The sequence below is a fragment of the Castellaniella sp. genome (assembly GCF_004321985.1).
Classification (GTDB): Bacteria; Pseudomonadota; Gammaproteobacteria; order Burkholderiales; family Burkholderiaceae_B; genus Castellaniella.
On the sequence record NZ_SCQN01000005.1, the window covers coordinates 50,554 to 73,644 of the forward strand.

At 63.3% G+C, this 23,091-nt stretch carries 24 protein-coding genes; 14 read left to right on the forward strand and 10 right to left on the reverse strand.

The genetic code is table 11. The features are described 5' to 3' along the window. Window positions 1-123 precede the first annotated feature (123 nt). Window positions 124-1,065: an EamA/RhaT family transporter gene (locus EPN31_RS00530; protein ID WP_291768065.1), complete on the forward strand. Its 942-nt coding sequence runs from the start codon at window positions 124-126 to the stop codon at window positions 1,063-1,065. Here the strand turns inward: EPN31_RS00530 and EPN31_RS00535 are convergent. Continuing rightward, window positions 1,048-2,355, reverse strand: coding sequence for an MFS transporter (locus EPN31_RS00535; protein ID WP_291768066.1), 1,308 nt, complete (start codon window positions 2,353-2,355; stop codon window positions 1,048-1,050). The genes EPN31_RS00530 and EPN31_RS00535 overlap by 18 nt on opposite strands. Window positions 2,356-2,428: 73 nt before the next feature. Between EPN31_RS00535 and moaC the strand changes: the two genes are divergently transcribed. The 4 genes from moaC to glp are packed head-to-tail and all read left to right on the forward strand — an operon-like array spanning window position 2,429 to window position 4,877. Beyond that, entirely contained in the window at window positions 2,429-2,926 is a 498-nt protein-coding gene (gene moaC, locus EPN31_RS00540) for a cyclic pyranopterin monophosphate synthase MoaC (protein WP_291768067.1), read from the forward strand. Beyond that, window positions 2,901-3,158 (forward strand): molybdopterin converting factor subunit 1, encoded by a 258-nt coding sequence (gene moaD / locus EPN31_RS00545; RefSeq protein ID WP_291768068.1) that lies wholly within the window; start codon window positions 2,901-2,903, stop codon window positions 3,156-3,158. The genes moaC and moaD overlap by 26 nt, the downstream gene beginning before the upstream one ends. A gap of 6 nt (window positions 3,159-3,164) precedes the next feature. Beyond that, the gene (locus tag EPN31_RS00550) at window positions 3,165-3,662 is read left to right on the forward strand and encodes a molybdenum cofactor biosynthesis protein MoaE (RefSeq protein ID WP_291768069.1); all 498 of its coding nucleotides are present in this window, start codon (window positions 3,165-3,167) and stop codon (window positions 3,660-3,662) included. Between the two features lie 9 nt (window positions 3,663-3,671). Further along, window positions 3,672-4,877: a gephyrin-like molybdotransferase Glp gene (glp, locus tag EPN31_RS00555; RefSeq protein WP_291768070.1), complete on the forward strand. Its 1,206-nt coding sequence runs from the start codon at window positions 3,672-3,674 to the stop codon at window positions 4,875-4,877. Between the two features lie 42 nt (window positions 4,878-4,919). Here the strand turns inward: glp and moaA are convergent, their stop codons facing one another. The 4 genes from moaA to EPN31_RS00575 all read right to left on the reverse strand — a co-directional run bounded on the left by moaA (window position 4,920) and on the right by EPN31_RS00575 (window position 7,897). After that, on the reverse strand, window positions 4,920-6,002 hold the full coding sequence (gene moaA / locus EPN31_RS00560) for a GTP 3',8-cyclase MoaA (protein ID WP_291768071.1): 1,083 nt from the start codon (window positions 6,000-6,002) through the stop codon (window positions 4,920-4,922). A gap of 55 nt (window positions 6,003-6,057) precedes the next feature. Then, window positions 6,058-6,519 (reverse strand): universal stress protein, encoded by a 462-nt coding sequence (locus tag EPN31_RS00565; protein WP_291768072.1) that lies wholly within the window; start codon window positions 6,517-6,519, stop codon window positions 6,058-6,060. 167 nt (window positions 6,520-6,686) lie between these two features. Next, window positions 6,687-7,037, reverse strand: a complete 351-nt coding sequence (locus tag EPN31_RS00570) for a TIGR01244 family sulfur transferase (RefSeq protein ID WP_291768073.1) — start codon at window positions 7,035-7,037, stop codon at window positions 6,687-6,689. Next, window positions 7,034-7,897 (reverse strand): ChbG/HpnK family deacetylase, encoded by an 864-nt coding sequence (locus EPN31_RS00575; RefSeq protein ID WP_291768074.1) that lies wholly within the window; start codon window positions 7,895-7,897, stop codon window positions 7,034-7,036. The genes EPN31_RS00570 and EPN31_RS00575 overlap by 4 nt, the downstream gene beginning before the upstream one ends. A 1-nt stretch (window position 7,898) precedes the next feature. Between EPN31_RS00575 and EPN31_RS00580 the strand changes: the two genes are divergently transcribed. Then, window positions 7,899-8,288 carry a GtrA family protein gene (locus EPN31_RS00580; protein ID WP_291768142.1) on the forward strand — a complete coding sequence of 130 codons (390 nt, stop codon included), beginning with the start codon at window positions 7,899-7,901 and terminating at the stop codon, window positions 8,286-8,288. On the opposite strand, the gene EPN31_RS00585 is transcribed toward EPN31_RS00580, so the two are convergent. Both EPN31_RS00585 and EPN31_RS00590 read right to left on the reverse strand, forming a co-directional pair. Beyond that, window positions 8,248-9,894 carry a glycosyltransferase family 39 protein gene (locus EPN31_RS00585; RefSeq protein ID WP_291768075.1) on the reverse strand — a complete coding sequence of 549 codons (1,647 nt, stop codon included), beginning with the start codon at window positions 9,892-9,894 and terminating at the stop codon, window positions 8,248-8,250. The genes EPN31_RS00580 and EPN31_RS00585 overlap by 41 nt on opposite strands. Next, a complete protein-coding gene (locus EPN31_RS00590) occupies window positions 9,891-10,856 on the reverse strand; it encodes a glycosyltransferase family 2 protein (protein ID WP_291768076.1) in 966 nt (321 codons plus the stop codon). Before EPN31_RS00590 ends, EPN31_RS00585 begins: the two co-directional genes overlap by 4 nt. 150 nt (window positions 10,857-11,006) lie before the next feature. On the opposite strand from EPN31_RS00590, the gene EPN31_RS00595 reads away from it, so the two are divergent. The 3 genes from EPN31_RS00595 to EPN31_RS00605 are packed head-to-tail and all read left to right on the forward strand — an operon-like array spanning window position 11,007 to window position 13,143. Next, on the forward strand, window positions 11,007-11,426 hold the full coding sequence (locus EPN31_RS00595; RefSeq protein WP_291768077.1) for a group III truncated hemoglobin: 420 nt from the start codon (window positions 11,007-11,009) through the stop codon (window positions 11,424-11,426). Continuing rightward, window positions 11,404-12,675 carry an NnrS family protein gene (locus EPN31_RS00600; RefSeq protein WP_291768078.1) on the forward strand — a complete coding sequence of 424 codons (1,272 nt, stop codon included), beginning with the start codon at window positions 11,404-11,406 and terminating at the stop codon, window positions 12,673-12,675. Before EPN31_RS00595 ends, EPN31_RS00600 begins: the two co-directional genes overlap by 23 nt. 12 nt (window positions 12,676-12,687) lie before the next feature. Then, window positions 12,688-13,143: an Rrf2 family transcriptional regulator gene (locus EPN31_RS00605; RefSeq protein ID WP_291768079.1), complete on the forward strand. Its 456-nt coding sequence runs from the start codon at window positions 12,688-12,690 to the stop codon at window positions 13,141-13,143. A gap of 18 nt (window positions 13,144-13,161) precedes the next feature. On the opposite strand, the gene serA is transcribed toward EPN31_RS00605, so the two are convergent. Continuing rightward, the gene (serA, locus tag EPN31_RS00610; RefSeq protein WP_291768080.1) at window positions 13,162-14,361 is read right to left on the reverse strand and encodes a phosphoglycerate dehydrogenase; all 1,200 of its coding nucleotides are present in this window, start codon (window positions 14,359-14,361) and stop codon (window positions 13,162-13,164) included. A gap of 206 nt (window positions 14,362-14,567) precedes the next feature. Here serA and ovoA point away from each other — a divergent pair, with 206 nt between their 5' ends. Further along, window positions 14,568-16,724, forward strand: a complete 2,157-nt coding sequence (gene ovoA / locus EPN31_RS00615; protein WP_291768081.1) for a 5-histidylcysteine sulfoxide synthase — start codon at window positions 14,568-14,570, stop codon at window positions 16,722-16,724. An 88-nt stretch (window positions 16,725-16,812) separates the two neighbouring features. Beyond that, the gene (locus EPN31_RS00620; protein WP_291768082.1) at window positions 16,813-18,222 is read left to right on the forward strand and encodes an amidase; all 1,410 of its coding nucleotides are present in this window, start codon (window positions 16,813-16,815) and stop codon (window positions 18,220-18,222) included. A gap of 92 nt (window positions 18,223-18,314) precedes the next feature. Here the strand turns inward: EPN31_RS00620 and EPN31_RS00625 are convergent, their stop codons facing one another. Together EPN31_RS00625 and EPN31_RS00630 are read right to left on the reverse strand one after the other, a co-directional pair. Continuing rightward, window positions 18,315-19,004: a GntR family transcriptional regulator gene (locus EPN31_RS00625; RefSeq protein ID WP_291768083.1), complete on the reverse strand. Its 690-nt coding sequence runs from the start codon at window positions 19,002-19,004 to the stop codon at window positions 18,315-18,317. Beyond that, a complete protein-coding gene (locus EPN31_RS00630; protein WP_291768084.1) occupies window positions 19,001-20,488 on the reverse strand; it encodes a cytosine permease in 1,488 nt (495 codons plus the stop codon). The genes EPN31_RS00625 and EPN31_RS00630 overlap by 4 nt, the downstream gene beginning before the upstream one ends. Window positions 20,489-20,822: 334 nt before the next feature. Here EPN31_RS00630 and EPN31_RS00635 point away from each other — a divergent pair, with 334 nt between their 5' ends. Genes EPN31_RS00635 through EPN31_RS00645 form a run of 3 tightly spaced genes read left to right on the forward strand, consistent with a single transcriptional unit; the run spans window position 20,823 to window position 23,090 of the window. Further along, window positions 20,823-21,626, forward strand: a complete 804-nt coding sequence (locus EPN31_RS00635) for an amino acid ABC transporter substrate-binding protein (protein WP_291768085.1) — start codon at window positions 20,823-20,825, stop codon at window positions 21,624-21,626. A gap of 34 nt (window positions 21,627-21,660) precedes the next feature. Further along, entirely contained in the window at window positions 21,661-22,341 is a 681-nt protein-coding gene (locus EPN31_RS00640) for an amino acid ABC transporter permease (RefSeq protein ID WP_291768086.1), read from the forward strand. Then, window positions 22,338-23,090, forward strand: coding sequence for an amino acid ABC transporter ATP-binding protein (locus EPN31_RS00645; RefSeq protein WP_291768087.1), 753 nt, complete (start codon window positions 22,338-22,340; stop codon window positions 23,088-23,090). The genes EPN31_RS00640 and EPN31_RS00645 overlap by 4 nt, the downstream gene beginning before the upstream one ends. Window position 23,091 lies beyond the last annotated feature (1 nt).

Below are 23,091 nucleotides of genomic sequence, written 5' to 3' on the forward strand. Positions count from 1 at the left end.
TTTTCACACGCAAGTTCGCTCCCAGGCTGTTGGCGCAACGTGAGAATGCCCTCTGCACAAAGTAGAAATGTCCGGTCCGTTGCCGCAAGATCGGCTTGCCGGAAGGAATCTTGCGGGCCTACCATGCCGGCTGATCCGAATCAGTCCAGGCCGTCCATGCACACGCTCATCATCAGCATTGCCTTCAGTGTCACCGTCTCGATCTTCCTGAAGCTGGCCCGCCGCTACCGGATCCAGGTCGAACAGGCCATCGCCGTGAATTACGTCACGGCCTCCGTCCTGTGTCTCTGGCTCTTCCACCCACCCCTGGCTGCAGTGCGGTCGATCACGACCCCCGCATGGGTGATCCTGGGGCTGCTGGGTGTGTTGCTGCCGGCCGTATTCCTCGTGATGGCGGCGGCGGTACGACAGACCGGGATCGTGCTCAGCGACACAGCCCAGCGATTGTCCCTTGTTCTACCCATCCTGGCTGCCTTCCTGGTGTTCCACGAGGCGCTGTCCGGGCGCAAGGCGCTGGGGATCGCACTGGCGCTGTGCGCACTGGGGTGTCTGATCGCCAAGCCCCGGAGCAGTGCTCTGGCAACGGCAGGCACACCGGGATCACCCCTGGCCTTCGCAACACCACGCGCGGCCGCGAGGCCAGCCCGCTTCGCCTGGATCACGCTGCTGGGCGTCTGGGTGGGATACGGAGCGATCGACATTCTGTTCAAGCAGATGGCACGCTTGGGCGCGGGCTTCACCAGCAGCCTCCTGCTCAGTTTCGTCCTGGCGACCCTATTGATATTCCTGTGGCTGACCGCCTTCAGGCGTACTGCCTGGAACGGTCGCAGCCTGGCCTCGGGACTGCTGCTGGGCGCGCTGAATTTCGGCAATATCTACTTCTACATCCGCGCTCACCAGACCTTTCCCGACAACCCTACGCTGGTGTTCGCCGCCATGAACATCGGCGTGATTTCCATCGGGACGCTGGTCGGCGCTGGAGCTTTCCGCGAACGCATTACCTGGATTCAGGCAGCCGGCATCGCGCTCGCCCTGGCAGCCATCGTGTCACTGTTTCCCCGCTGAGGCGGCTTCGGGGGTCAGGGCATCCGCCCCCACAGGGTCGTGGGAGATGTCCCGCTCGATGTCCACACGGGGGTCCAGCACGGCCATCACATGCGAATTCTGCAGCGTGTCCGCCATGGGTACGAACTGCGTGGGGGCGTCTTCGCTCAGGTGCCCGCCAGTGACGCGCTGCTTGCGAATGAACACCACCAGCACGGCGGAACACCCCGAAATGAAGACGAAATACAGGCTGCTGCCCCACCCACGCATCAGCACACCAGCCAGCAACGGCCCAATGCAGGCCCCTACGCCGTAAACCATGTATAGCAGCGAGCTCAGGCCCACCCGCCGTTCCCGCGCGACGTTATCGTTCGCAAAGGCGGCCCCCATGGGGTAGAGCGTGAACTGCACGATTCCCTGAACTGCCGCAAACAGGATCAGGATAGGATACGGAAAATGCAGCCAGCCCCACAGCGGGATCCCCAACAGGCACAGCAACATCGCACCAAAGCGGATCAGACGCACGCGACTGACGCGGTCGGCCAGCCAGCCCAGGGGCCACTGGCACACCAGACCGGCTGCGATGGAGACTGCAATGAAGACACCGACTTGCTGATTGTCCATGCCCTGCTGCAGGCCATACACCGGCGCCAGACCATAGAAGGCGCCGTTCAGCATGCCAGCGATAAACAGAACCGTCAGCGACAGCGGCACTCGCGACAAGTAGTAGCGCCAGGCCAGCGGCGCAGGAACCTGCAGGGCCGGGTGCACGCGTCGGGTGAGCGCGATGGGCATCAGGCTGAGTACGCTACAGATGGCGACGAAGACCAGCGGCCCATCATCAAGACGAGGAAAGAGCCCCAGCACCAACTGCCCCAGCACGGTGCCCAGGCCGGTGGCCACCATGTAGAACGCAAATACGGTGCCGCGCGAGGCGTTTTCCGTCTGTTCGTTGAGCCAGCTTTCGATCGCAACGAACAAGCTCACCATCGCCATGCCGGCGATGAATCGCAGCCCCAGCCAGACCCATAGGTCATTCATCAGGATCATGACCAGGACGGTCACCGTCACCGCAGCTGCACAGGCCGCGTAGGTCCGGATGTGCCCGACCCGGATGATCAGCCGGTGCGCGTAACGCGCACCCAGCACCAGCCCCAGGTAATAAGACGCAATCATGGCACCCACCCAGACCTCGGACACCGACAGTCCGGTCAGCCGCAACCCCAGGTAGGTATTGAAGAGCCCGGAACTCAGCAACAGAATCAGCGTCGCCAGATACAGGGAAAAGAATGCGCCGATCGTCTTGGCCATGTCAGGTCTCGGAAGGGGCGAAAGCGCGTGGGTCGCACTGCGGCAAAGCGCCATTTTTGTATATCATAGAACGATGAGCGAAACCGATATTTCACCAGTCCTGACTCACCTGGACGCAGAGGGACGAGTGCGCATGGTGGATGTGGGCCACAAGGCCGCCACCGAACGCACGGCCATCGCGGAAGGCGAAGTCCACCTGAGCGCACACGCCTGGAAGCTGCTGTCGGCCCAGGCCAACGCCAAGGGCGAGGTCCTGAACACCGCCCGCGTGGCCGGGATCCTGGCGGCCAAGCGCTGCGCAGAGCTGATTCCGCTGTGCCACAGCTTGCCGCTTTCGTTTGTGGGCGTGGATTTTACAGCCGACGAATCGCACCATGTGCTCACCATCCGCAGCACCTGCCACACGCATCACCAGACCGGCGTGGAAATGGAAGCCATGATGGCCTGCACGGTCGCGGCACTCACCGTCTACGACATGTGCAAGGCCGCCGACAAAGGCATCCTGATCGATCAGGTCCGGCTCGTATACAAATCCGGAGGAAAAAGTGGCGAATGGCAACGGGACCATTGAGGTCCTGTACTTTGCACGCATCGCCGAACAAGCCGGCATGCGTCAGGAAACCCAGGCACTGACGGACCCCATCCGCGCCGGTGCCTGGCTGGCCGAGCTCGCGCAGCGTCACCCGGCACTGGAACCCATCGACAGACTCAAGATCGCCATCAACCAGGAATACGCCACCCGCGCCAGCCTCATCCGGCCGGGGGACGAGGTCGCGCTGTTCGAACCGGTCACGGGGGGCTGACCCCATATGGTCATCATCCAGACCGATCGCTTCGATATCGCCCAGTTGACGGCCCAGCTCCAGGCGGGCTGTGCTGGCCGGGCCGGCGCCTACGTGCACTTCATCGGTACCGTACGCGACTTCAGCCCGGATGCCGGATCGCACAGCCTGTACCTGGAACACTACCCAGGCATGTGCGAGCGCGAAATCCAGTCGCTGTGCACACAGGCAAAGCAACGCTGGGACATTCTGGACACGCTGGTCGTCCACCGAGTCGGCGAATTGCCGCTGGGCGATCCGATCGTGTTCGTGGGCGTGGCCAGCGCCCATCGTACCCAGGCCTTCCGCGCCTGCGAATTCCTGATCGATGCGCTGAAGACACGCGCGCCGTTCTGGAAGCGGGAAACGCTGTCCAGCGGACGGACATTCTGGGTACAGCAACAAGCAGCCGACGCCACGAAGGCAGCCGAGTGGGATTCACCACAGGCACAGGCGCACGCGCCAGATATCTCTCAAACCCGCTGATTTCACCCCATGATCGATTTCGACACCGCACAAGCGCATCTGGCCGCACGCGCCACTTCGCCCCAGTCACAGGAGACCATCCGCCTCGAAGCGCTGAACGGCCGGGTGCTCGCCACAGACATCGAGGCACGGCTGGACCTGCCGCCCGCTGACAACAGCGCGATGGACGGCTATGCAGTACGTACCGCCGAGGTGACGGCCGCCGGTACGACGCTACCCATCCAGCAGCGCTGCTTTGCGGGCCAGACCCCCAAGCCCTTGCGCCAGAACCAGGCCATCCGCCTGTTCACGGGCAGCGTCATGCCCCAAGGCGCCGACGCAGTGCTCATGCAGGAAGATTGTCAGGAGACCGACAACCAGGTCACCCTCGGGCGGGTCCCGAAGGCCGGACAATACGTCCGCGTCAGGGGCGAAGACATGGCGCGCGGCCAGACCGTACTGCAAAAAGGCACCGTGCTGGGAGCGCCCCAGATCGCTGTTCTGGCGGCCCAGGGATTCGCCGAAGCGCCAGTCTTCCCGCGCCTCTCAGTGGGAATCCTGACCACGGGGGACGAACTCATGATGCCCGGGCAACCCCTGCGCCCAGCCGCCATCTATGACTCCAACGCACCCATGCTGGCCAGCCTCTGCCTCGGGCTGGGCACCGCAAAACCCGTCGTCCGCCATGCCCGGGACGAGGCCGATGCCATCGAGCAGGCACTGACCGAGCTGGCCTCCCAATGCAACCTGGTGCTCAGCGTGGGGGGCGCATCCGTCGGGGAAAAGGACCTGGTGAAGCCCGCAATCGAGGCACTGGGCGGCACGCTGGACCTATGGCGCGTGCGCATGAAGCCGGGCAAGCCAGTCGCGCTGGCCGAGCTGCACGGCCGGCCACTCGTCTGTCTGCCAGGAAACCCGGTGTCGTCATTCGTGGTGTTCGCGCTGCTGGTGAGCCCGTTGATCCGAGGCCTGCAGGGGCGGCAGACGCTGTTTCCCCCTGTGCGGCGCGGCGTCCTGACCGATGACCACGTCAAGGGCGGCGACCGCGAAGAATTCCTGCGGGTGCGGGCCGATTTGTCGGCGGCAGTGACGCGGCTCACCCCCTATCACCAACAGAGCTCCGGCGCCATCAGCAGCCTGAGCTGGGCAGACGCGCTGGCACGCATTCCGGCGGGGTTCCAGACGCGGCCAGGGGCAGAAATTGCCTGGTATGCACTGGCCGACTGGCTGGGTTAGCGCACGCTCACAGCGCCGGATTGGAACGATCAAAACAGGGCGTCAGCCGCCGATGTAGCTCATCTCGATCTTGTTATCGCGGTGCGCCTGGCCCCGCTGCTCGGAATAGCGGTCTTTCCGGGTCAGCCACACCCCCGACAGATGGGCGGCCAGCACTGCATCGTCCGCCCCCGTGCGGATCAGTTCGCGCAGATCGTGCCCATGGTCAGCGAACAGGCAAGTGAAGAGCTTGCCTTCCGGCGACAGGCGCAAACGGGTACAGTCGCCACAAAACGGTTGGGAAACGCTGGTGATCAGGCCGATCTCGCCGGCCCCATCGGCGTAACACCAGCGGCTGGCGACCTCGCCGCGATACTGCGCCTGCACGGGCACCAATGGAAACTCCGCACTGATCAGCCGGATGATTTCCGCCCCCGTCACGACCTCGTCCATGCGCCAGCCATTGCTGTGGCCCACGTCCATGTATTCGATGAAGCGCAATACCTTGTCGCTGTGACGAAAATGCCGCGCCATGGGCAGGATCTGATCGTCGTTCATGCCGCGCCGCACGACCATGTTGACCTTCACGGGCTGAAGCCCGGCCTGTACGGCCGCATCCATGGCCGCCAGAATGTCGGCCACGGGGACACCGCCGTCGCTCATGCGCTGGAAGACGGCATCATCCATGGCATCCAGGCTCACCGTCACACGATTCAGACCAGCCCGCGCCAATGCCGCCGCCTGACGTGCCAGCAACGCGCCGTTGGTGGTCAGCGTCAGTTCGGGCGCGGCCCCATCGGGCGTTCGCAGCTCGGCCAGCATTCCGACCAGGACATCGAGCTGCTTGCGCATCAGGGGTTCCCCCCCGGTCAGGCGGATCTTGCGCACACCCAGTGTCAACGCAATACGCGCCACGCGGGTGATTTCCTCGAAGGTGAGCAGCGCGCTGCGTGGCAGGAACACATGATCGGCGCCATAGACCTCGCGCGGCATGCAATAGCGGCAGCGGAAATTACAGCGATCAGTGACGGAAATCCGCAGATCCCGCAGCGGGCGCCCGTAGGCGTCCTGGACGGCCTGCCCAGGGGCAAGCGTGGGAACGGGGCGATCCACCCCGTTCTCTTCATGGAAAATCACACGACTCATTCGACGGCCCGAATCACGATCGACTCGGGCTACCGCACCGGGTCAGATCAACCAATCAATCGTTTTCCTTGACGCGGTACACCAGGGTGGCGACCTTGGCCAGCCCCAGGACCTTCACGGTGACGCTGCCCAGCAGCAGCCGCGACAGGCCGCTGCGGCCATGGCTGCCGATGAAGATCAGGTCGCAGTTTTCTTCCTTTGCCGCGTGGACGATGCCGTCAGCGACATTGAAGTTGGAGACGACCTTTGCCTGGGCCTTCACACCCGCCGTCGCGGCACGGTCCAGCACCGCCTGCAGGTACTTTTTCGCCTGCTCGGCAGCGGAGCGGTCGTAGTCTTCATCGGTGATGGCATAAGCCGCAGCCATGCCATCGAAGCCCACCGTCGCCGCGAATGGCTGCGTCACGTGTAGCGCCAGAACCTCGGCCCCGATCGTGCGCGCAAAGCAGACACCCTTGTTGGCGGCCTGGGCCGAGAGCTTGGAGCCGTCTGTAGGGATCAGGATTTTCTTGAACATATGCAGACCTCCAAAAAACTATCCACAATGCTCAGCATAACCGCTGACGGCGCGAAAGAATATTCGTATCAGCCCTGAGTCATGACACAGTTTGACACGGATCAATCAGGGGGCAAACGCAGTCATCGGGCGCCTCTTTCAGAGACCGCCAGGCCTGCGCGCCGCGTTCAGAGTTTTCCTAGATCGTGCGCTGATTCGAACAGCTTGGTGCAGCGCCCGCCCGTGCGGCAGAAAGCCAAGACCGGTGCCGGCAGCGTGCGCAAAATGCGGGCGAACTCCACGACGTCGGCTTCAGTGATGGAACCACTGACGACGGGCTGATAGCGGGCGTCCAGGCCCGCCTCGCGGGCTGCGCTCAGCACATCGGCCGACAGCGGTTGCTCTGCACCGCCCTCGCCATCCGGCCGATTGATGATGACCGACTTGAAGCCGGCGTCGGCCAGTGCCTGCATGTCGGCCGGCTGGAGCTGAGGCGACACGGCAAAATCCGGGGTCAGGGTACGATAGGGCAAGCTCATGCGAATGTCTCCCGAGACGCCGCGCCGCGCAATTCGCCGGCTCCGGCAACGATCAAATGATAGTCTGCCAGCCACTGGCCGAAGGGCGCACCGGATAGAACCGAAAATTCGGCCTGGCGCTGCTCCGACAGCGAATCGGCAGGATCCGCACCAGACGCGGGATGGCACATGAAGACATCCCCTGTCCGGCACTGCGACAACCAGTATGGCACCCAGCGCTGATAGGCCGCAACGCCCCCCTGGAAATCATACACGCCCAGAAACCCCGGATTGCAGGAATACCCCTGCGCCTGCAGTTGTCGACGCAAGGATGATGCCCCCAGGCCGGCAATCACTCGTGCCTTCAGGCGCAGGCGCAGCGGCAGTCCAAGCATTCTGGGGCGGCCCGTGTGACGAAGCCACGGCCGGTAGCCCGGGGATTCGCGCAGGACGTCCAGCAAGGCCTCGCGCACACCCGGGAGCTGATGCACATGCTGATGGCCATCAATGTAATCCGGCAGCCGTCCGACCAATGCCTGGAACAGCGCCAACTGACGTCGAATAGCCGTCTGCAGCATCGGCCGCTGGAGCCGCCGCCCATACGCAGCCAGAATCAGACGGCGCAACGGCCAGCACCGATCTGGCTGTCCGAAGGACTCCGTCAGGTTCAGGTGCAGCCCGATCTGCAGCGATGTCCTGACCAGCGCCGGCACGTCGGAGGCTGCTGCCGGTCCATCCACGAGCAGGCTGGTGGCCGACAGCCGGCCCAGCGACGCCAGCGCCAGAATCCCGGCATCCACCGCCGCATTCATGCCAAAGTCGTCGGCACACAATACAATGCGCCGGTGTTCATCTAACGCAGGATGAGAGTCCGGATCCATGTTGAAGAAGCTCGCTGCCCAGATCGGCTGGTTCGTCATTGTAGGCTGCGCGGCGGCAGCAACTCACTGGGCCGTAGTCGTGGCCTGCGTAGCTGGCGGCGGCCTGCCCCCGCTGGTCGCCAACGTCGTGGGCTGGCTGGTGGCGTTCGGGGTATCGTTCACCGGTCATTACCAGCTGACCTTCCGCCACCAGCACGCGCCGCTGGTACAGTCGGCCGTGCGCTTTTTCATGGTTTCGGCGCTGGGCTTCGCCGTCAACGAGACAGCCTACGCGATTCTCCTGAAATGGACCACCCTGCGCTACGACATCCTGCTGGCGCTGGTCCTCATCGTCATCGCGGGCATGACCTTCATTCTGGGGCGCTTCTGGGCGTTTCGCCACAGCCGCTGACTGTCTGACCGGCGGCCACTCGCCACAACCCCATCTTGCGAGCCGATGCCTGGGGATCGAGCCCGGCAAGCACTGGGAAACGATGCGCCTCGTCCAGATACCCTACCAGCCAGGTGGTGGGGTGATCGGGCGCACACAGGAAGCTTCGCAGCCGCGCCGGCAGCCAGAGCAACTGATGACCCAGACCGGGCTCAAACTGCGCCGCATCGTACAGTTCCAGCCGCCAGTCGTCGGCCTGCTTCAGGTCCGGATCATCCCAGTTCGACACCACGGCAATGGGCGCGCGCCAATCCACGTACATCGGGAGATCATAGGCATACTGGTCCAGCATCACGAGCTGGTCGCCGGCCCGGGCCTGCGCAGCCAGCACCTGGGCCAGCGGCTTCGTACTGCGCTGCGGAAACACCAGGAGGGCCGCCACCGCGAGCCAGCAGATGACAACCGCAATGACGACATGGCGTGCAATGGATCGCCCCACGCCGGCCGCGCCTCGTTCCTGCCGCTGCTCGAAGGCTTCCTGGATGAACCAGGCCAGCGGAGGCAACATCGCAATCACATAACCCACGAGCTTGGACGTAGGAATCGAGAAAAACACCAGCACCACCAGCAACCAGGACAGCATCAGGCCGCGCAAGACCCGGCGATCGACCTGTTCCAGCCGATGCACCGGCGGGACGAAGGCCGCATTCAGCGGCCCCTGTGGCTGGCACCAGCGCCAGAGCTGGATCGACCAGGGCAGCGTCAGGACCAGCACTACCGGGACGTAGAACCAGAACGGATGTGGGTTGTTGAACCCCGGGTCCAGGAACCGCTGGAAATGCTGGACTACGATGTAGTAGTGGAAGAAATCCGGATGGCGCACCTGCATGATCACCATCCAGGGCAGCGTCAGGACCAGAAACAGGACGATACCCGGCCACCAGAGCAGGCGCAGAATGGCGTCGAACCGACGCCTGGCCAGCAACCAGAAGAACAGCACCCCACCCGGCAGCACCACGCCGATCAGGCCCTTGGCCAGAAAGCCGGCAGCCGCGGCTACATACATGCCGGTCAGCGACGCGCGGTCATCGAGGATCTGGTCGTGCCGGAAGACGGCATCAGCTCCCACCATGATGGTCAGGCTCATGAGCGTGGCCACCAGCATGTCCAGATTGGCATAATGCGCAGCGCCGAACAGGAAGGGCTGCACGGCCAGGATCACCACCGCCAGCCCCGCTGCGCGCCGGCGCGCATAGCGCCGCAGGAAGACGTAGAAGAGCGTCACCAGGACAGCGGCGGCCAACACCGAACACAGGCGCCCAGCCCAGGCATTGTCACCAAAAACGTGCAGCGAAGCGGCCGTGAGCCAGTAGAACAGCGGCGGCTTGTGGAAGAACGGCAGGCCGTCCAGGCGCGGCGTCAGATAGTCGCCCGAAGCCAGCATGTGCCACGCCACCCCCACATAGCGGCCCTCATCGGGCAGCAACAGCGGATACATCCAGGTGGTCGTTGCGAGCCAGATGAAGCTCAGCACGAACACCCAGACCCAGGAACGTCGCGTGGACAGATCGATCCCGACCCGCTGAACCCCATCGACCAGCCGGCAACCCGCCGCCCGGAATCTCATGGCTGATCCCGGTCCGGATCGACAAGCCCCTGACCCGTGCGTTCTCGCAGCAGATAAACCGGCCGCGCCTTGACCTCGGTGAAAATGCGGGCGACGTATTCTCCCACCACCCCCAGCGACATCAGGTTCACACCCGAGAAGAACAGGACGACAGTGATGAGCGTCGCCCAGCCCTGGACCGGATCACCGTACAACCAATGGCTGATGATGACGAGGCCATACAGAAACGCCAGAAGGGACAGGCAAGCGCCCAGAAGGCTGAGCAGCCGCAAGGGCCAGGTCGTGAACGCCGTCAGCCCGTCCACCGCGAAACGCAACAGACGCACCGGACGGAACTTGCTCACTCCGTGCAGGCGCTGGGGCGGGACGTAAGGCAATGCTTCAGCGTCGAAGCCCACCCAGGCAAACAGTCCCTTCATGAACCGGTCCCGCTCGGGCAGCCGCAGCAAGGCATCCACCACGACGCGATCCATGAGGCGGAAATCCCCGGCATTCGGCGGAACCCGCAGCCCATGAGACGTGCGCATCAATGCGTAGAACATCCGCGACCCCAGCCGCTTGAACCAGCTCTCGTCGTCACGTGTCGTGCGTACGGCGTAGACCATTTGCACGCCGGCCCGCCAGCGGGCCAGCATGGTGCGAATCATTGCAGGCGGATGCTGCATGTCCGCGTCCAGGCATACCACGGCCTGCCCGCGCGCCGCCTCCAGGCCAGCCGTCAGCGCGGCTTCCTTGCCAAAATTGCGCGACAGGCGCAGATAGACGATTTCAGGATGCAGGCTGGCCCAATGACGCATGAGGTCCGGCGTGCCATCGGTACTGCCATCGTCGACCACGATGATCTCTGGTGTGCAGTCTTCGCCGGCCAACGTCGCCAGCAGCTCAGGCAGCAGCACACCCAGGTTGGCTTGCTCGTTCAGGCATGGGATGACGCAAGACAGGGTGGCGGGCACGGAGGGCATTCTCGAAACGCTTCGAAGAGCCCTGATCATAACTGAAGCCCCCCCTGCGATGCCATGGCCGCTGCCCCCGGGGGTTCCGCAACCGCATGAAGATAACTATAATATGAACCTTTAAAAATCCCATCCATCCTCACCAACGGAAAGATCCGCATGGCTGACGCCGAGATCTGCACCGAAGCAGAAATCACGACCCTGGTCCATCATTTCTATCGGCGCGTACGCCAGGACAACGTGCTGGGGCCTATCTTCGAGGCCCACGTAGCCGACTGGGACGAGCACCTGGAACGCATGGTGCGCTTCTGGTCTTCGTTGCTGCGTCGCACGGGCACGTACAGCGGCACGCCAATGCCGCGCCACGTGGCACTGCCCGACCTGGAAGGCCCCATGTTCCTGCGCTGGCTGGATCTGTTCGGCCAGACACTGACCGAATTCGACAACCCTCCCTTTGTCGAACAGGCCCAGGAATTCGCCCGGCGGGTGGCGCGCAGCCTCTGGTACGGATACCAAATCAGCCACCAACCCGACCAACCCCCGATGGAACTTGCAAATGTCTCGCCTGGTCAATATTGAAGAGCACCCCGCCCACGAACCCGCACACCCGTCCCTGACCGCCTTCCTGGCGCTGGGATTTCGTCCGCTGTACCTGGCGGGCACGGCCTGGGCACTGATCTCGATCGCCTTGTGGATTTACGCGCCACAGCTCTTGGGCGCGCCACTTTCACTGGTGGCCTGGCACGCGCACGAAATGCTGTGGGGCTTCATCATCACCATTGCGGTCGGCTTCCTGCTGACTGCAAGCGCTACCTGGACCGGCTTCAATCCGTTGCACGGCCGTCCCCTGGGCGGACTGATGGTGCTTTGGCTGATCGCCCGCATTGGTTTCTTGTTCGGTGGCGTGACTGGATTCTGGTTCGCAACGGCTGCGGAACTGCTGTTCTTCCTGACGGCTGCGGTCTGCCTGGCCCGCGTGGTCCTGAAGGGCCATAGCCAGCGCAACTACGGATTGCCGCTGCTGGTACTGGCGCTGGGGGTGGCCGACCTGCTGTACTTGCTGGCCGCACTGCGCGGCGACTACGTCGTGCTCATGCAGCGCTTCGATCTGGGACTCATCGGCATGGCCACCATTGCCCTGCTGATCGCCCGTCGCGTGATCCCGTTCTTCTCCATGCGCATGGTGCCCGGCCTGAAGATTCCCATGCTGACCCGATCCGGCCAGGCACAGATGGTCTTCAGCGTGGCAGCGCTGGCGGCCGGATTGCTGCATTGGCCCGTCGCCATGGCAGCCGCTCTCGCGCTCACCGGCCTCATCAGCCTGGTCCAGATCGCCTACTGGAACCCAGCAGCCGTGCTGCACAAGCCCATGCTCTGGATCTTGTATCTGGGGTACACATTCATCGCCCTGGGCCTGCTGGCGGCGGCCGTTCAAATCAGCGGCCTGTTCGCTCCCACGCTGCTGCACGGCGTGCTCGCACGCTCCGCGACCCACGTCCATCTGATCGGTCTGGCAGGCTTCTGCGTACTCATCATCGGCATGGTGACGCGGACCGCACTGGGACACCTGGGGCGGCCACTGGCGCTGGATCGCAGCATGCTCGCCAGCTACTGGCTGATGATCCTGGCCGCTCTGCTGCGGCTGGCCGCACTCTGGCCATCGACGGTCAGCGTGCATCTGTTGCATCTGGCAGCCGCAGCCTGGATCCTGTGCATGGGGCTGTATCTGTGGCGCTTCGCGCCCTTGCTCATCCGCCCGCGGCCCGCCAAACCCGCACCCGCGGCGGTGCCCCGGGAACCCATCGTGCCAGCTCCTCAGGCCCACTGAGCGAATTGCGTCATGCGTCTGACGAACATGAGCGACTACGCGGTGCGTCTGCTGATCTACCTCAGTGGACACCGCGACCGCCTGTGCACCATCGCCGAGATCGCCCGAGCCTATGACATTTCAGAACCGCATCTGATGAAGATCACGCACCGTCTGGCCCAGCGTGGCTGGATCCGTACGGTGCGCGGCAAGAACGGCGGCATGGCGCTAGCGCACGAGCCCGATGACATCCGCCTGGGCGACCTGATCCGCGATATGGAAAACGATCTGACGCTGGTCGAATGCATGGGAACAGACAACCACTGCATTCTGAGCGGCCGCTGCGGCCTGACCGCCATCGTGACAAAGGCGCTTCAGGCCTTCATGGATACCCTGAACGCCCACACACTGGCCGACGTGCTGCCCCTGTCCTCGCCGTCATCCCAGGGCAAGGCGCCTGCGGTCGTGCACGCACGCCGCAGAGCCTGAACCCCGGAAATCCCCCAATCAGACGCGATCGCAGCGGATCGTGATTGGGTGATTGCGCAGGCCCTCGATCACCTGATCGGTCACATCCCCGTCCACGTCGGTAACGGCATAGCCGATCTTCCCACGAGTCTGCAGTTGCTGGCTGACGATGTTGAGGCCATATTCGCCCATCAGATTGCTCAGCGCGCCCATGGCGCCCGGCACGTTCTGGTGAATGTGGATGATGCGCGCCGTGCCCGCCAGTTCGTGATAGGGAATCTCGGGAAAATTCACCGCGCCCTTGGTGGTGCCGCTGCCGATGAAGCGCTTGAGCTTTTCGGCGACTTCACGGCCGATGTTTTCCTGGGATTCCTGCGTGCTGCCGCCAACGTGGGGCGTGAGGATCACGTTCTGCAACCCGCGCAACGGGCTGTCCAGACCCTCTTCACGGCTCTTGGGTTCGGTGGGAAACACATCGACGGCCGCCCCAGACAGATGGCCTGATTTCAGGGCGCGGTGCAGCGCCGGGATATCGACCACCGTGCCGCGCGACGCGTTGATGAGAATGCTGCCCGGCTTCATGGCTGCAATGGCGTCCGCGTCCATGAGGTTGGCCGTTTCCTTGCCGCCCGGCACATGCAGCGTCACCACGTCGACCTGCGCCAGGAACTTCTTCAGCGAACTGGTGGCGTGCGCATTGCCGATAGGCAGCTTGGCCTCGATGTCGTGGTAGAGCACACGCATGCCCAGCGACTCCGCCAGGATACCGACCTGGGAGCCGATGTTGCCATAGCCGATGATGCCCAGCGTCTTGCCGCGCGCCTCGTAGGCGCCGTCGGCGGTCTTGTCCCAGAAGCCCTCGTGCACGCGCGCATTCTTTTCCGGAATACGGCGCAGCAACAGGATGGTTTCACCCAGCACTAGCTCGGCCACCGAGCGGGTATTCGAAAATGGGGCGTTGAAGACCGGAATCCCGCGCAATGCGGCCGTCTCCAGATCCACCTGGTTGGTACCGATACAGAAACAGCCGACGGCGCGAAGATCCGGCAGGCCGGACAGTGCCTTCTGGTCAAGATGCGTCCGGGAACGGATTCCCACGACATGCGCCCCCTGCATGGCTTCGCGCAGGGCGTCGCCGGTGAGCGCACCCGGATACGTCACAACTTCGTCGAACCCAGCCGCCACGAAGACTTCCTTGGCACTGGCGTGGATGTTTTCGAACAGAACGATGCGTGTCATCTCAACCCTTTACGGCTAGTCAAAAAAAACGTTTATTGTGCGGTACAGCAAAGTACACATGGATATTAACCATTTTATGATCATGGTCAATGCACCATACGATCGGATTTTGCGGCTTGTCCCGCTCAACAGCGCAGCGCCATACGCAATCGTCGCGTCATCGTGGTAGGCTTGTCAGGTTACCGAAAGTCCATATAAAGTCGACCATGTCTTCTTCCGCCACACCCGTTTCTGCCACCCACCCAGCGACTGCGCCCCAGGATCTTTTCCCCCGCACACCCAATCTGGCGGACCCGGACACCGACCATCTGCGCGCCACGCTTCGCCAATATTTCCTGTCGACCTTCGACCGCTACGAATCTCTGTTCCAGTGCCTGGCCAATGATGAAGCGTACTACGTCAAGGCGATCGCGTTGCGCCACCCACTGATTTTCTACTTTGGCCACACCGCGACGTTCTTCGTCAACAAGCTGCTGCTGACGCGCCTGATCGATCAACGCCTGGATCATCGGCTGGAGTCGGTCTTCGCGGTCGGCGTGGACGAAATGAGCTGGGATGATCTGGACGATGCCCATTATGAATGGCCCACCGTGGCCGAGGTCCGCGCCTATCGCGACCGGGTCCGTACTCTGGTTTGCGATCTGATCGACCACGCCCCGCTGAAATCACCCATTGACTGGCAGAACCCCTGGTGGGCCATCATCATGGGTATCGAGCACGAGCGCATCCACCTGGAGACCTCGTCGGTGCTCATCCGCCAACATGCCCTGAAATATGTGCGGCCCGTGGACGCCTGGGCGCCGCGCACGGACACCCGAGAAGATGCGCCCGAGAACACACCGCTGCGCGTGCCGGGCGGCACCGTGACGCTGGGCAAATCCTTCAGCGACCCGCAATATGGGTGGGACAACGAATACGGCCGACATAGCGCCAGGATCGAATCCTTCCTCGCCAGCAAATACCTGGTCAGCAACCAGGAGTTCCTGGCCTTCGTCGAGGCCGGCGGTTACCGCAACCACCACAACTGGACGGAAGAAGGCCGCCAATGGCTGGACTTCAGCCACGCCGAACACCCGACGTTTTGGGTCAAGAAGACCCAGGGCTGGTCGCTGCGGTTGATGACCCACGAAGTCCCCATGCCGTGGGCCTGGCCCGTCGAGGTCAACTACCTCGAAGCCAAGGCCTTCTGCAACTGGAAGGCATCGGAAACAGGCGAACCCGTGCGCCTGCCCACCGAAGACGAATGGTACCGGCTGTACGATGCGGCTGGCCTGAAGGATCCCTCCGATGCGCCGTGCGCAGCCAACCTGCACCTGGACCATGGGGCCTCTTCCTGCCCGGTCGACATCTATGCACAGGGTGACTGGTTTGATGTGGTGGGCAACGTCTGGCAGTGGACCGAGACGCCGACCTACCCGTTCGATGGGTTCGACGTGCACCCCATCTACGACGATTTCACTACGCCCACGTTCGACGGACGCCACAACCTGATGAAGGGCGGCTCCTGGATTGCGTGCGGCAACGAGGCCGTGCGCGCCTCACGCTACGCCTTCCGGCGGCACTTCTTCCAGCATGCAGGCTTCCGCTATGTGATTTCGCACGCGCCGGCCGAGGCGCCTGCCGCCTATTACGAAACCGACAAGCTCATGTCGGAATACGCCGAATTCCATTACGGTGACACCTACTTCGACGTCCCCAACTTCCCGCAGACACTGGCCAAGCTGGGCGTACAGGCCATGGGCGAGCGGCCCCGCCGGCGGGCGCTGGATCTGGGGTGTGCGTCCGGGCGCGCCACGTTCGAACTGGCCCGCGCCTTCGAGCACGTGACGGGCGTGGACTTCTCGGCGCGCTTCATCAACCAGGGCGTACACCTGGTCCAGACCGGCCATCTGCGCTACACCCTGACCGACGAAGGCCAACTCGTCTCCTACAAGTCGCGCAGCCTGGCTGAACTCGACCTGAAGGATGCGGCCACGCGTGTGGAATTCTTCCAGGGCGACGCCTGCAATCTCAAGCCACAGTTCACTGGCTATGACCTGGTGCTGGCCGCCAACCTGATCGACCGGCTGTACGACCCCGCCCGCTTCCTGGACCAGATCCACGAACGCATCGTGGCCGGCGGCCTGCTGATGATCGCCTCACCCTACACCTGGCTCGAGGAACATACGCCCCGCGACGCGTGGATAGGCGGCTTCAAGAAAGACGCCGAGAACTACACCACGCTGGACGGCCTGAAGGCGCACCTGGGGGCTCACTTCCGCCTGATCTCGGAGCCCACCGACATACCGTTCGTCATCCGCGAGACGCGGCACAAATTCCAGCACACGCTCTCGGAACTCACGATCTGGGAGCGGCTGGAATGACACCGGGGGACGCGGGGCGGCCATCAGCCGGCCCCACGATCCCACGCTGCACTGCCCGGCCCGAAGTCGCCTGATCCCTCACATCATCATGTCGCCGACCATTTTCGATCTCCAGGCCGCACTCGCATCGGGTACCGCCACGTCGCTCACACTCACCCAACAGGCGCTGGACCGTGCCGAGGATCCTGCGGGCCAGGGAAAGACAGTCTTCACGCGGATCTACCGTGAGCGGGCTCTGGCCGCAGCGCGCGCCTCGGACGCACTGCGCCAGGCGGGACTGTGCCGTTCGCCACTGGAAGGCTTGCCGATCTCCGTGAAGGACCTGTTCGACGTGGCGGGCGAAACCACCCTCGCGGGGTCCCGGGTCTTGCGGGATGCGCCCGCGGCCCGGCGCCATGCGGTGGTCGTGCAGCGCCTGCTGAACGCCGGAGCGATCCTCACCGCAAAGACCAACATGGTCGAATTCGCCTTCTCGGGAGTGGGTCTGAATCCGCACAACGGGACGCCCAGCAGCCCGTGGGACCGGGAGACCAGCCGCATTCCGGGCGGGTCCTCGTCCGGAGCGGGGGTGGCCGTAGCCGACGGCCTGTCCGTCGTGTCCATCGGATCGGATACAGGCGGCTCCGTGCGCATCCCTTCGGCCTTCTGTGGCGTGACGGGCTTCAAGCCCACAGCACGACGGGTTCCCACCCGGGGCGCGCTGCCGCTGTCCACAACACTGGATTCGCTGGGCGGGCTGGCGCCGTCCGTGGCCTGCTGCGCCGTGGTCGACGCGATCCTGTCGGACACTCTGGATCGAGACCCCCCCAACGATAGCGACAGCACCGAAGCCGGGGACCATTCGTTCGGAATCATCACCCCCTTGCCGATCAACCGTCTGCATCTGGCCATCCCCGCCAACGGGGCCCTGGACGGCACCGACGAAACGGTGCGGGCGACATTCGAGCGCGCCATCCAAAGCCTGAAACAGGCAGGCGCCACCGTGACCACCATCACCATCCCGGAATTCGACCGACTGGCCGACATCAACGCCAAAGGCGGGTTCACGGGTGCCGAGGCCTGGGCCTGGCATCAATCACTGGTAACCACCCGCGAACAGGAATACGACCCCAGAGTCGCCTCGCGGATCCTGCGATGCCGCACCATGACAGCCGCCGATTACATCGAACTGATCGCGGCGCGGCGGGCCTGGATCGCAGCCGTGGAACAGCGGCTCCAGGGGTACGACGCAATGCTCATGCCCACGGTTCCGATCGTGGCGCCTGCCATCCAGGCGCTGGTGGATTCCGATGAGGCCTACTTCGCCGCCAACCGCCTGATTCTGCGGAATCCGACATTCATCAATTTCCTGGACGGCTGCGCGCTGTCGATCCCATGCCACCCGCAGGACCAGGCCCCCGTAGGACTCATGGTCGCGGGACCGGCCATGAGCGACCGCCACATCCTGAACGTAGGATCGGCCATCGAACGGGTGCTGGATACGATCCGGCATGCCTGACACGGCATTCAGCGCTGCCCGCAGATGGCGATGCCGACATCCCTGCTTTCTGCCATCCTCAAAAGGCGCTGGTACTCTGGCGCTGCAACCGTTCATGACGCTGGTGTTTCAACCCCCCACCAGCGCATGGTGCCGGCAAAATGACGACGCACAGCTTCCATGGAGCCGCTCTGCTGTCCTTCGAGAATGGCGTCCATGATGACGAGATGCTCGTCCATCGCAGGGATGATGCGCTCTGGCAGGAACCGGCGCGACAGCTGCAAGACGGTGATGCGATCATGGTTGCTGGCATACACGCGCGCCGCCAGCTCGTTGTCCAGCGCATCCGCCAGCGTCAGGTGCATTTTCCAGTCCACGTCCATGGCCCAGCGCTGCAGCTTGGGGGTGATGCCCTCCAATGCCTGTGCCCGCACGGCTGCGTGCTCGTCGCGCAGCGCATCCAGGCCGTTTCCGGGTCCCCGTTCCGCCAGCACCCTCGCACCCTCCTGGTCCAGCATGCAGCGCAAGTGGAAACAGGCCTGGACCGTGTCGGGAGTCGGCTCGATGACGAGCACGCCACGCTTGGGCAGGATCCTGACCAACCCCACCGACTCGGCATGCTTCACCGCCTCGCGCACGGGCGCGAGGGGCAGCCCGGAGCGCTCGACCAGTTCAGCCACCGACACCATCTGGCCGGCCCGGACCTCGCCATTGAACAACAGGTCCCTGAATGCCAGGAACGCCTGGTCGGCCAGCAAGGGATCCTGCCCCTTGGGTTTCTTGAAAGCCGCCCTATTGATCACGCCACTTCCTCGCCCTGATCCTTGCGCAGGCCACCCTCGACATTGACGTACGGATGCTTCATGGCTGGCAGGCGGCACAGGAAGAAATACAGCACGCCGCCGATGACGACACCAAAGAACCAGCCATAGATCCCCCACCACTCCGGCAGCCAGTTCGTGAGGTGCGGCAACACGCTGGAGAACAGGGCCCCAACCAGAGTGGCGATCAAGGCGGCCATGTTCCAGCCGCGATGGTACTGATACCGGCCGGATTCGCGGTACAGGTCCTCGACGCTGACCTGGCCCCTCGCGATCAGGTAGTAGTCCACCAGGATGATGCCCAGCAGCGGTCCCATGACTGCGCCTATGGCGCTCACGAACACGGCCGCATTACCGTCCCATGGAGCAAAGGGATACAGGCACAGCGCGATCACGGCCGTGATGTAGCCACCGCCCTTGAAGCTGATCTTGTGCGGGAAGGCGTTGGAAATGTCGAACGCAGGCGACACGAAATTCGCCACGACGTTGATGCCCAGGGTTGCGATCGCAAAGGTCAGCGCCGCGAGCAGCGCGAGGAACCAGCTGTCGAACTTGGCGGAAATCTGTTCGGGATGCAAAAGGACCTCGCCATAGACCTGGTAAGCGGCAATGGTGGTCACGCCGGCGACCAGCGAGAAGAGGATCAGGTTGACCGGCAGACCCCACAGATTTCCCTTGCGCACCACGGACTTGTCCGGGGCATAGCGGGCGAAGTCGCAAAAATTCAGATAGAGCGCCGCAAAATAGGTGATCCAGGTCGCCCCCACCGCGAAGAGCGCCGAGAGCGAGCCCGGTTCTCCGGGAACCCCCGCGTCATGGGTTTCCTTCAGCAGCAGATCGCGCGGAATCCCGTGCTCCAGCGACAGGCCTCCGGCCTTGATGGTCAGGCCCACCGCCAGCACCAGCATCGCCACCCACACGGCAGGGCCAGCCCAGTCCTGGAACCTGCGCACGGTCTCCATGCCGTTCTGGATGATGAGCAACTGCAACGCCCACACCACCACGAAACAGATCACGTCGAGCGTCGAATGCCCCAACAGGTGCGAGGTCTGGTGAAACGCCATCATGGTCGGGTAGCGGGTGAGCAACGCCACAATGGCCCATGAAGCCGCCGCAGTCTGCGCGCCATACCAGAAGCAGGCGACGACTGCGCGCACGAGGGCGGGCAGATTCGCGCCCCATACGCCGAACGAAGCGCGGGCGAGCACCGGATAGGGCACCCCCGTCTTTACACCCGCGAACCCCACCAGATTCATGATGGCGAAAATCACCAGCGAACTGAGACCGATGGCAATGAGGAAATTGAGAAAGCTGCCGCACAGCAGAAAGAGGCTGGCAGCCAGGTAATACCCCCAGAGGCTATGCACATCCGACGTCCAGACGTTGAAGATGCTGAAGGCTCCCCACCGGCGCACGACCGCCGGGGCCAAGTCTTCGTTGTACAAGCCGCGTGTTGCGTTTTCCATGCTGAACGTCCCAAGAAAGGGGGAAGGATGCGTGGATGGCTGAAACAGCATAGGAAGCAGGCCATCAAGCCATCTAACATTTAATGATATATGTTAGTAGACATGTTGCCTATCATAAATCTGGACTAACTTCTGAAAAATTAGGGAGTTTCCCTAAAGTCCGCGACCAGCCGACCTCCCCACCCCAGGACCTTCCATCGAGCCAAACGAAACCCCGGTAATATGCAAAGAGTCGGAAATACTTTGCAGCCCGCAAGAGGCGTCATTAGAATCAAATCCTATAAAACGTGGACGCCATATAACGTCGCGAACTAATTCATAAAAGGTCTGACTCATGAAGAAACTTAAATCGCTCCTCGTCGCAGGACTGCTGCCGCTCCTGTCCCTGGCCCTGCCGGGCGCAGCCTCAGCCGCCACCGACGATCTAGCTGCCATCCAGAAGGCCGGCGTTATCCGGATCGGTACCGAAGGCACCTACGCACCCTTCTCGTTTCACGAGACCTCGGACAACAAGCTGGTGGGATTCGACGTGGATATCGGCCGGGCCATCGCCAAACAGCTTGGCGTGAAGGCCGAGTTCGTCGAAGGCAAATGGGACGGCCTGATCGCCGGCCTGAACGTCAACCGGTACGACGCCGTGATCAACAACGTGGGCATCACGCCGGAACGCGAAGCCAAATACACGTTCTCGAAACCGTACGTCTCATCAGAAGCCGTGCTCATCGTGCGCAGCGACAACACCTCCATCCATTCCTTCGACGACCTGAAGGGCAAGACCTCGGCCAACACCATCAGCAGCAACTTCGGCCAGCTCGCTCAGCGTCACGGCGCAAAGGTGGTCCCGGTGCAAGGCTTCAACGACGCGATCGCACTGCTCACGTCGGGACGTGTGGACGCGACGGTCAACGACAACCTGTCTTTCCTGGACTTCAAGAAGCATCAGCCCAAGGCCAAGGTCAAGGTCGTGGCATCCGACAGCAGCGGCGACTTCGGCCGCTCGGGGGTCCTGTTGCGCAAGGATCAGCCGGCCCTGAAGGCCGCCGTGGACAAGGCGATCAGCACCATCATCGCGAACGGTACCTACAAGAAAATATCCGATCGCTACTTCGGCGAGGACCTCTCTTCGAAAATCCACTAAGCTTTCAGGCTTCAGCTTCTGACAGGAAACCCCTGTGCCTGATTGGCTCCACCTGATGTGGCAATCCCTCTGGCCATTACTGGTCGGGGGGTTCGAATTCACGGTACCGCTGGCCATCCTGTCGTTTGCGATAGGGCTGGGCCTGGCGTTCCTGGCCGCGATCGCCCGGCTGTTCGGGCCCCACCCGCTCGTGCTGCTGGTGCGGTTCTATATCTGGCTGGTCCGGGGCACACCGCTACTGGTGCAGCTCTTCGTGATCTTCTACGGGTTGCCCAGCGTCGGCATCGTGCTCGATCCGATGACGGCTGCGCTGATCGGTTTTTCGCTGAATGTCGGTGCTTACAACGCGGAGGTCATCCGCGGCGCGATCGAGGCCATTCCTCGCGGACAGTGGGACGCCGCCTACTCGCTCAGCATGACGCGGGCCCAGGCGCTGCGTCGCACCATCCTGCCACAAGCCGCGCGCGTGGCCGTGCCGCCGCTGGCCAACTCCTTCATCGCCCTGGTCAAGGACACGTCGCTTGCAGCGGTGATCACGGTGCCGGAAATCTTCCAGGCGGCCCAGCGCATCGCGTCGGTGACCTACGAGCCCTTGACGCTCTATGTGGAAGCGGCGCTCATCTATCTGGTGCTGTGCTCGTTCCTCACTGCCGGGCAGGCGCGGCTGGAACGCTACTTCGGCCAGCATGCCGTCTTTAGCGAAGGCCAGCGATGATCCGGCTCGAAGCCATCCAGAAACGCTTCGGGGACCACGAGGTCCTCAAGTCAGTCACAGTGGATATTCCTGAAGGTCAGGTGACTGCGCTCATCGGGCCATCAGGCAGCGGCAAGAGCACGCTGTTGCGCTGCGTGAACCTGCTGGAGACCCCGGACTCGGGCGTGCTGACCCTGGGATCCGAAACCCTGAAACTGGTCCCGGGCCATCACCCGGACCGCGCTGCAGTACAGCGTATCCGGCAGCAAACGGGCATGGTGTTCCAGAACTTCCAGCTTTTCCCGCACCAGACTGCAGTGCAGAACATCATGGAAGGCCTGGTCACGGTCAAGCACTGGGACAAGGCCCGCGCTCACGCCCGCGCTCGCGAACTTCTGGACAAGGTGGGCCTGCGGGACAAGGAAGACGCGTGGCCCAACAGCCTGTCCGGGGGCCAGCAGCAACGCGTGGCCATCGCCCGTGCACTGGCGCCGGAACCGGCGGTCCTATTATGCGACGAGCCCACTTCAGCGCTCGATCCCGGACTGGCGGCCGAGGTCGTGGCGGTCCTGAGCGATCTCGCCGCCGAGGGCATGACCATGCTCATGGCCACCCACGATCTGCGCCTGGCCGCTCAGGTAGCGCGTCAGACCGTGTTCCTGCTGGACGGTGCAGTCGTGGAATCTGGACCGTCACAGGCGATCTTTGGAAACCCGAGCGACGCCCGCACCCGCCAGTTCGTGATCACCCTGACGGGTGGCCAGGCCTGAG

Coding starts and splice junctions, on each gene's coding strand:
- EPN31_RS00585 (WP_291768075.1), bottom strand. CDS start 9,894: ATGAGATTCCGGGCGGCGGGTTGCCGGCTGGTCGATGGGGTTCAGCGG.
- EPN31_RS00635 (WP_291768085.1), top strand. CDS start 20,823: ATGAAGAAACTTAAATCGCTCCTCGTCGCAGGACTGCTGCCGCTCCTG.
- EPN31_RS00645 (WP_291768087.1), top strand. CDS start 22,338: ATGATCCGGCTCGAAGCCATCCAGAAACGCTTCGGGGACCACGAGGTC.
- glp (WP_291768070.1), top strand. CDS start 3,672: ATGATCGATTTCGACACCGCACAAGCGCATCTGGCCGCACGCGCCACT.
- EPN31_RS00620 (WP_291768082.1), top strand. CDS start 16,813: ATGTCGCCGACCATTTTCGATCTCCAGGCCGCACTCGCATCGGGTACC.
- ovoA (WP_291768081.1), top strand. CDS start 14,568: ATGTCTTCTTCCGCCACACCCGTTTCTGCCACCCACCCAGCGACTGCG.
- EPN31_RS00570 (WP_291768073.1), bottom strand. CDS start 7,037: ATGAGCTTGCCCTATCGTACCCTGACCCCGGATTTTGCCGTGTCGCCT.
- serA (WP_291768080.1), bottom strand. CDS start 14,361: ATGACACGCATCGTTCTGTTCGAAAACATCCACGCCAGTGCCAAGGAA.
- EPN31_RS00565 (WP_291768072.1), bottom strand. CDS start 6,519: ATGTTCAAGAAAATCCTGATCCCTACAGACGGCTCCAAGCTCTCGGCC.
- EPN31_RS00575 (WP_291768074.1), bottom strand. CDS start 7,897: ATGGATCCGGACTCTCATCCTGCGTTAGATGAACACCGGCGCATTGTA.
- moaA (WP_291768071.1), bottom strand. CDS start 6,002: ATGAGTCGTGTGATTTTCCATGAAGAGAACGGGGTGGATCGCCCCGTT.
- EPN31_RS00535 (WP_291768066.1), bottom strand. CDS start 2,355: ATGGCCAAGACGATCGGCGCATTCTTTTCCCTGTATCTGGCGACGCTG.
- EPN31_RS00550 (WP_291768069.1), top strand. CDS start 3,165: ATGGTCATCATCCAGACCGATCGCTTCGATATCGCCCAGTTGACGGCC.
- EPN31_RS00595 (WP_291768077.1), top strand. CDS start 11,007: ATGGCTGACGCCGAGATCTGCACCGAAGCAGAAATCACGACCCTGGTC.
- moaC (WP_291768067.1), top strand. CDS start 2,429: ATGAGCGAAACCGATATTTCACCAGTCCTGACTCACCTGGACGCAGAG.
- EPN31_RS00630 (WP_291768084.1), bottom strand. CDS start 20,488: ATGGAAAACGCAACACGCGGCTTGTACAACGAAGACTTGGCCCCGGCG.
- EPN31_RS00590 (WP_291768076.1), bottom strand. CDS start 10,856: ATGCCCTCCGTGCCCGCCACCCTGTCTTGCGTCATCCCATGCCTGAAC.
- EPN31_RS00600 (WP_291768078.1), top strand. CDS start 11,404: ATGTCTCGCCTGGTCAATATTGAAGAGCACCCCGCCCACGAACCCGCA.
- EPN31_RS00530 (WP_291768065.1), top strand. CDS start 124: ATGCCGGCTGATCCGAATCAGTCCAGGCCGTCCATGCACACGCTCATC.
- EPN31_RS00605 (WP_291768079.1), top strand. CDS start 12,688: ATGCGTCTGACGAACATGAGCGACTACGCGGTGCGTCTGCTGATCTAC.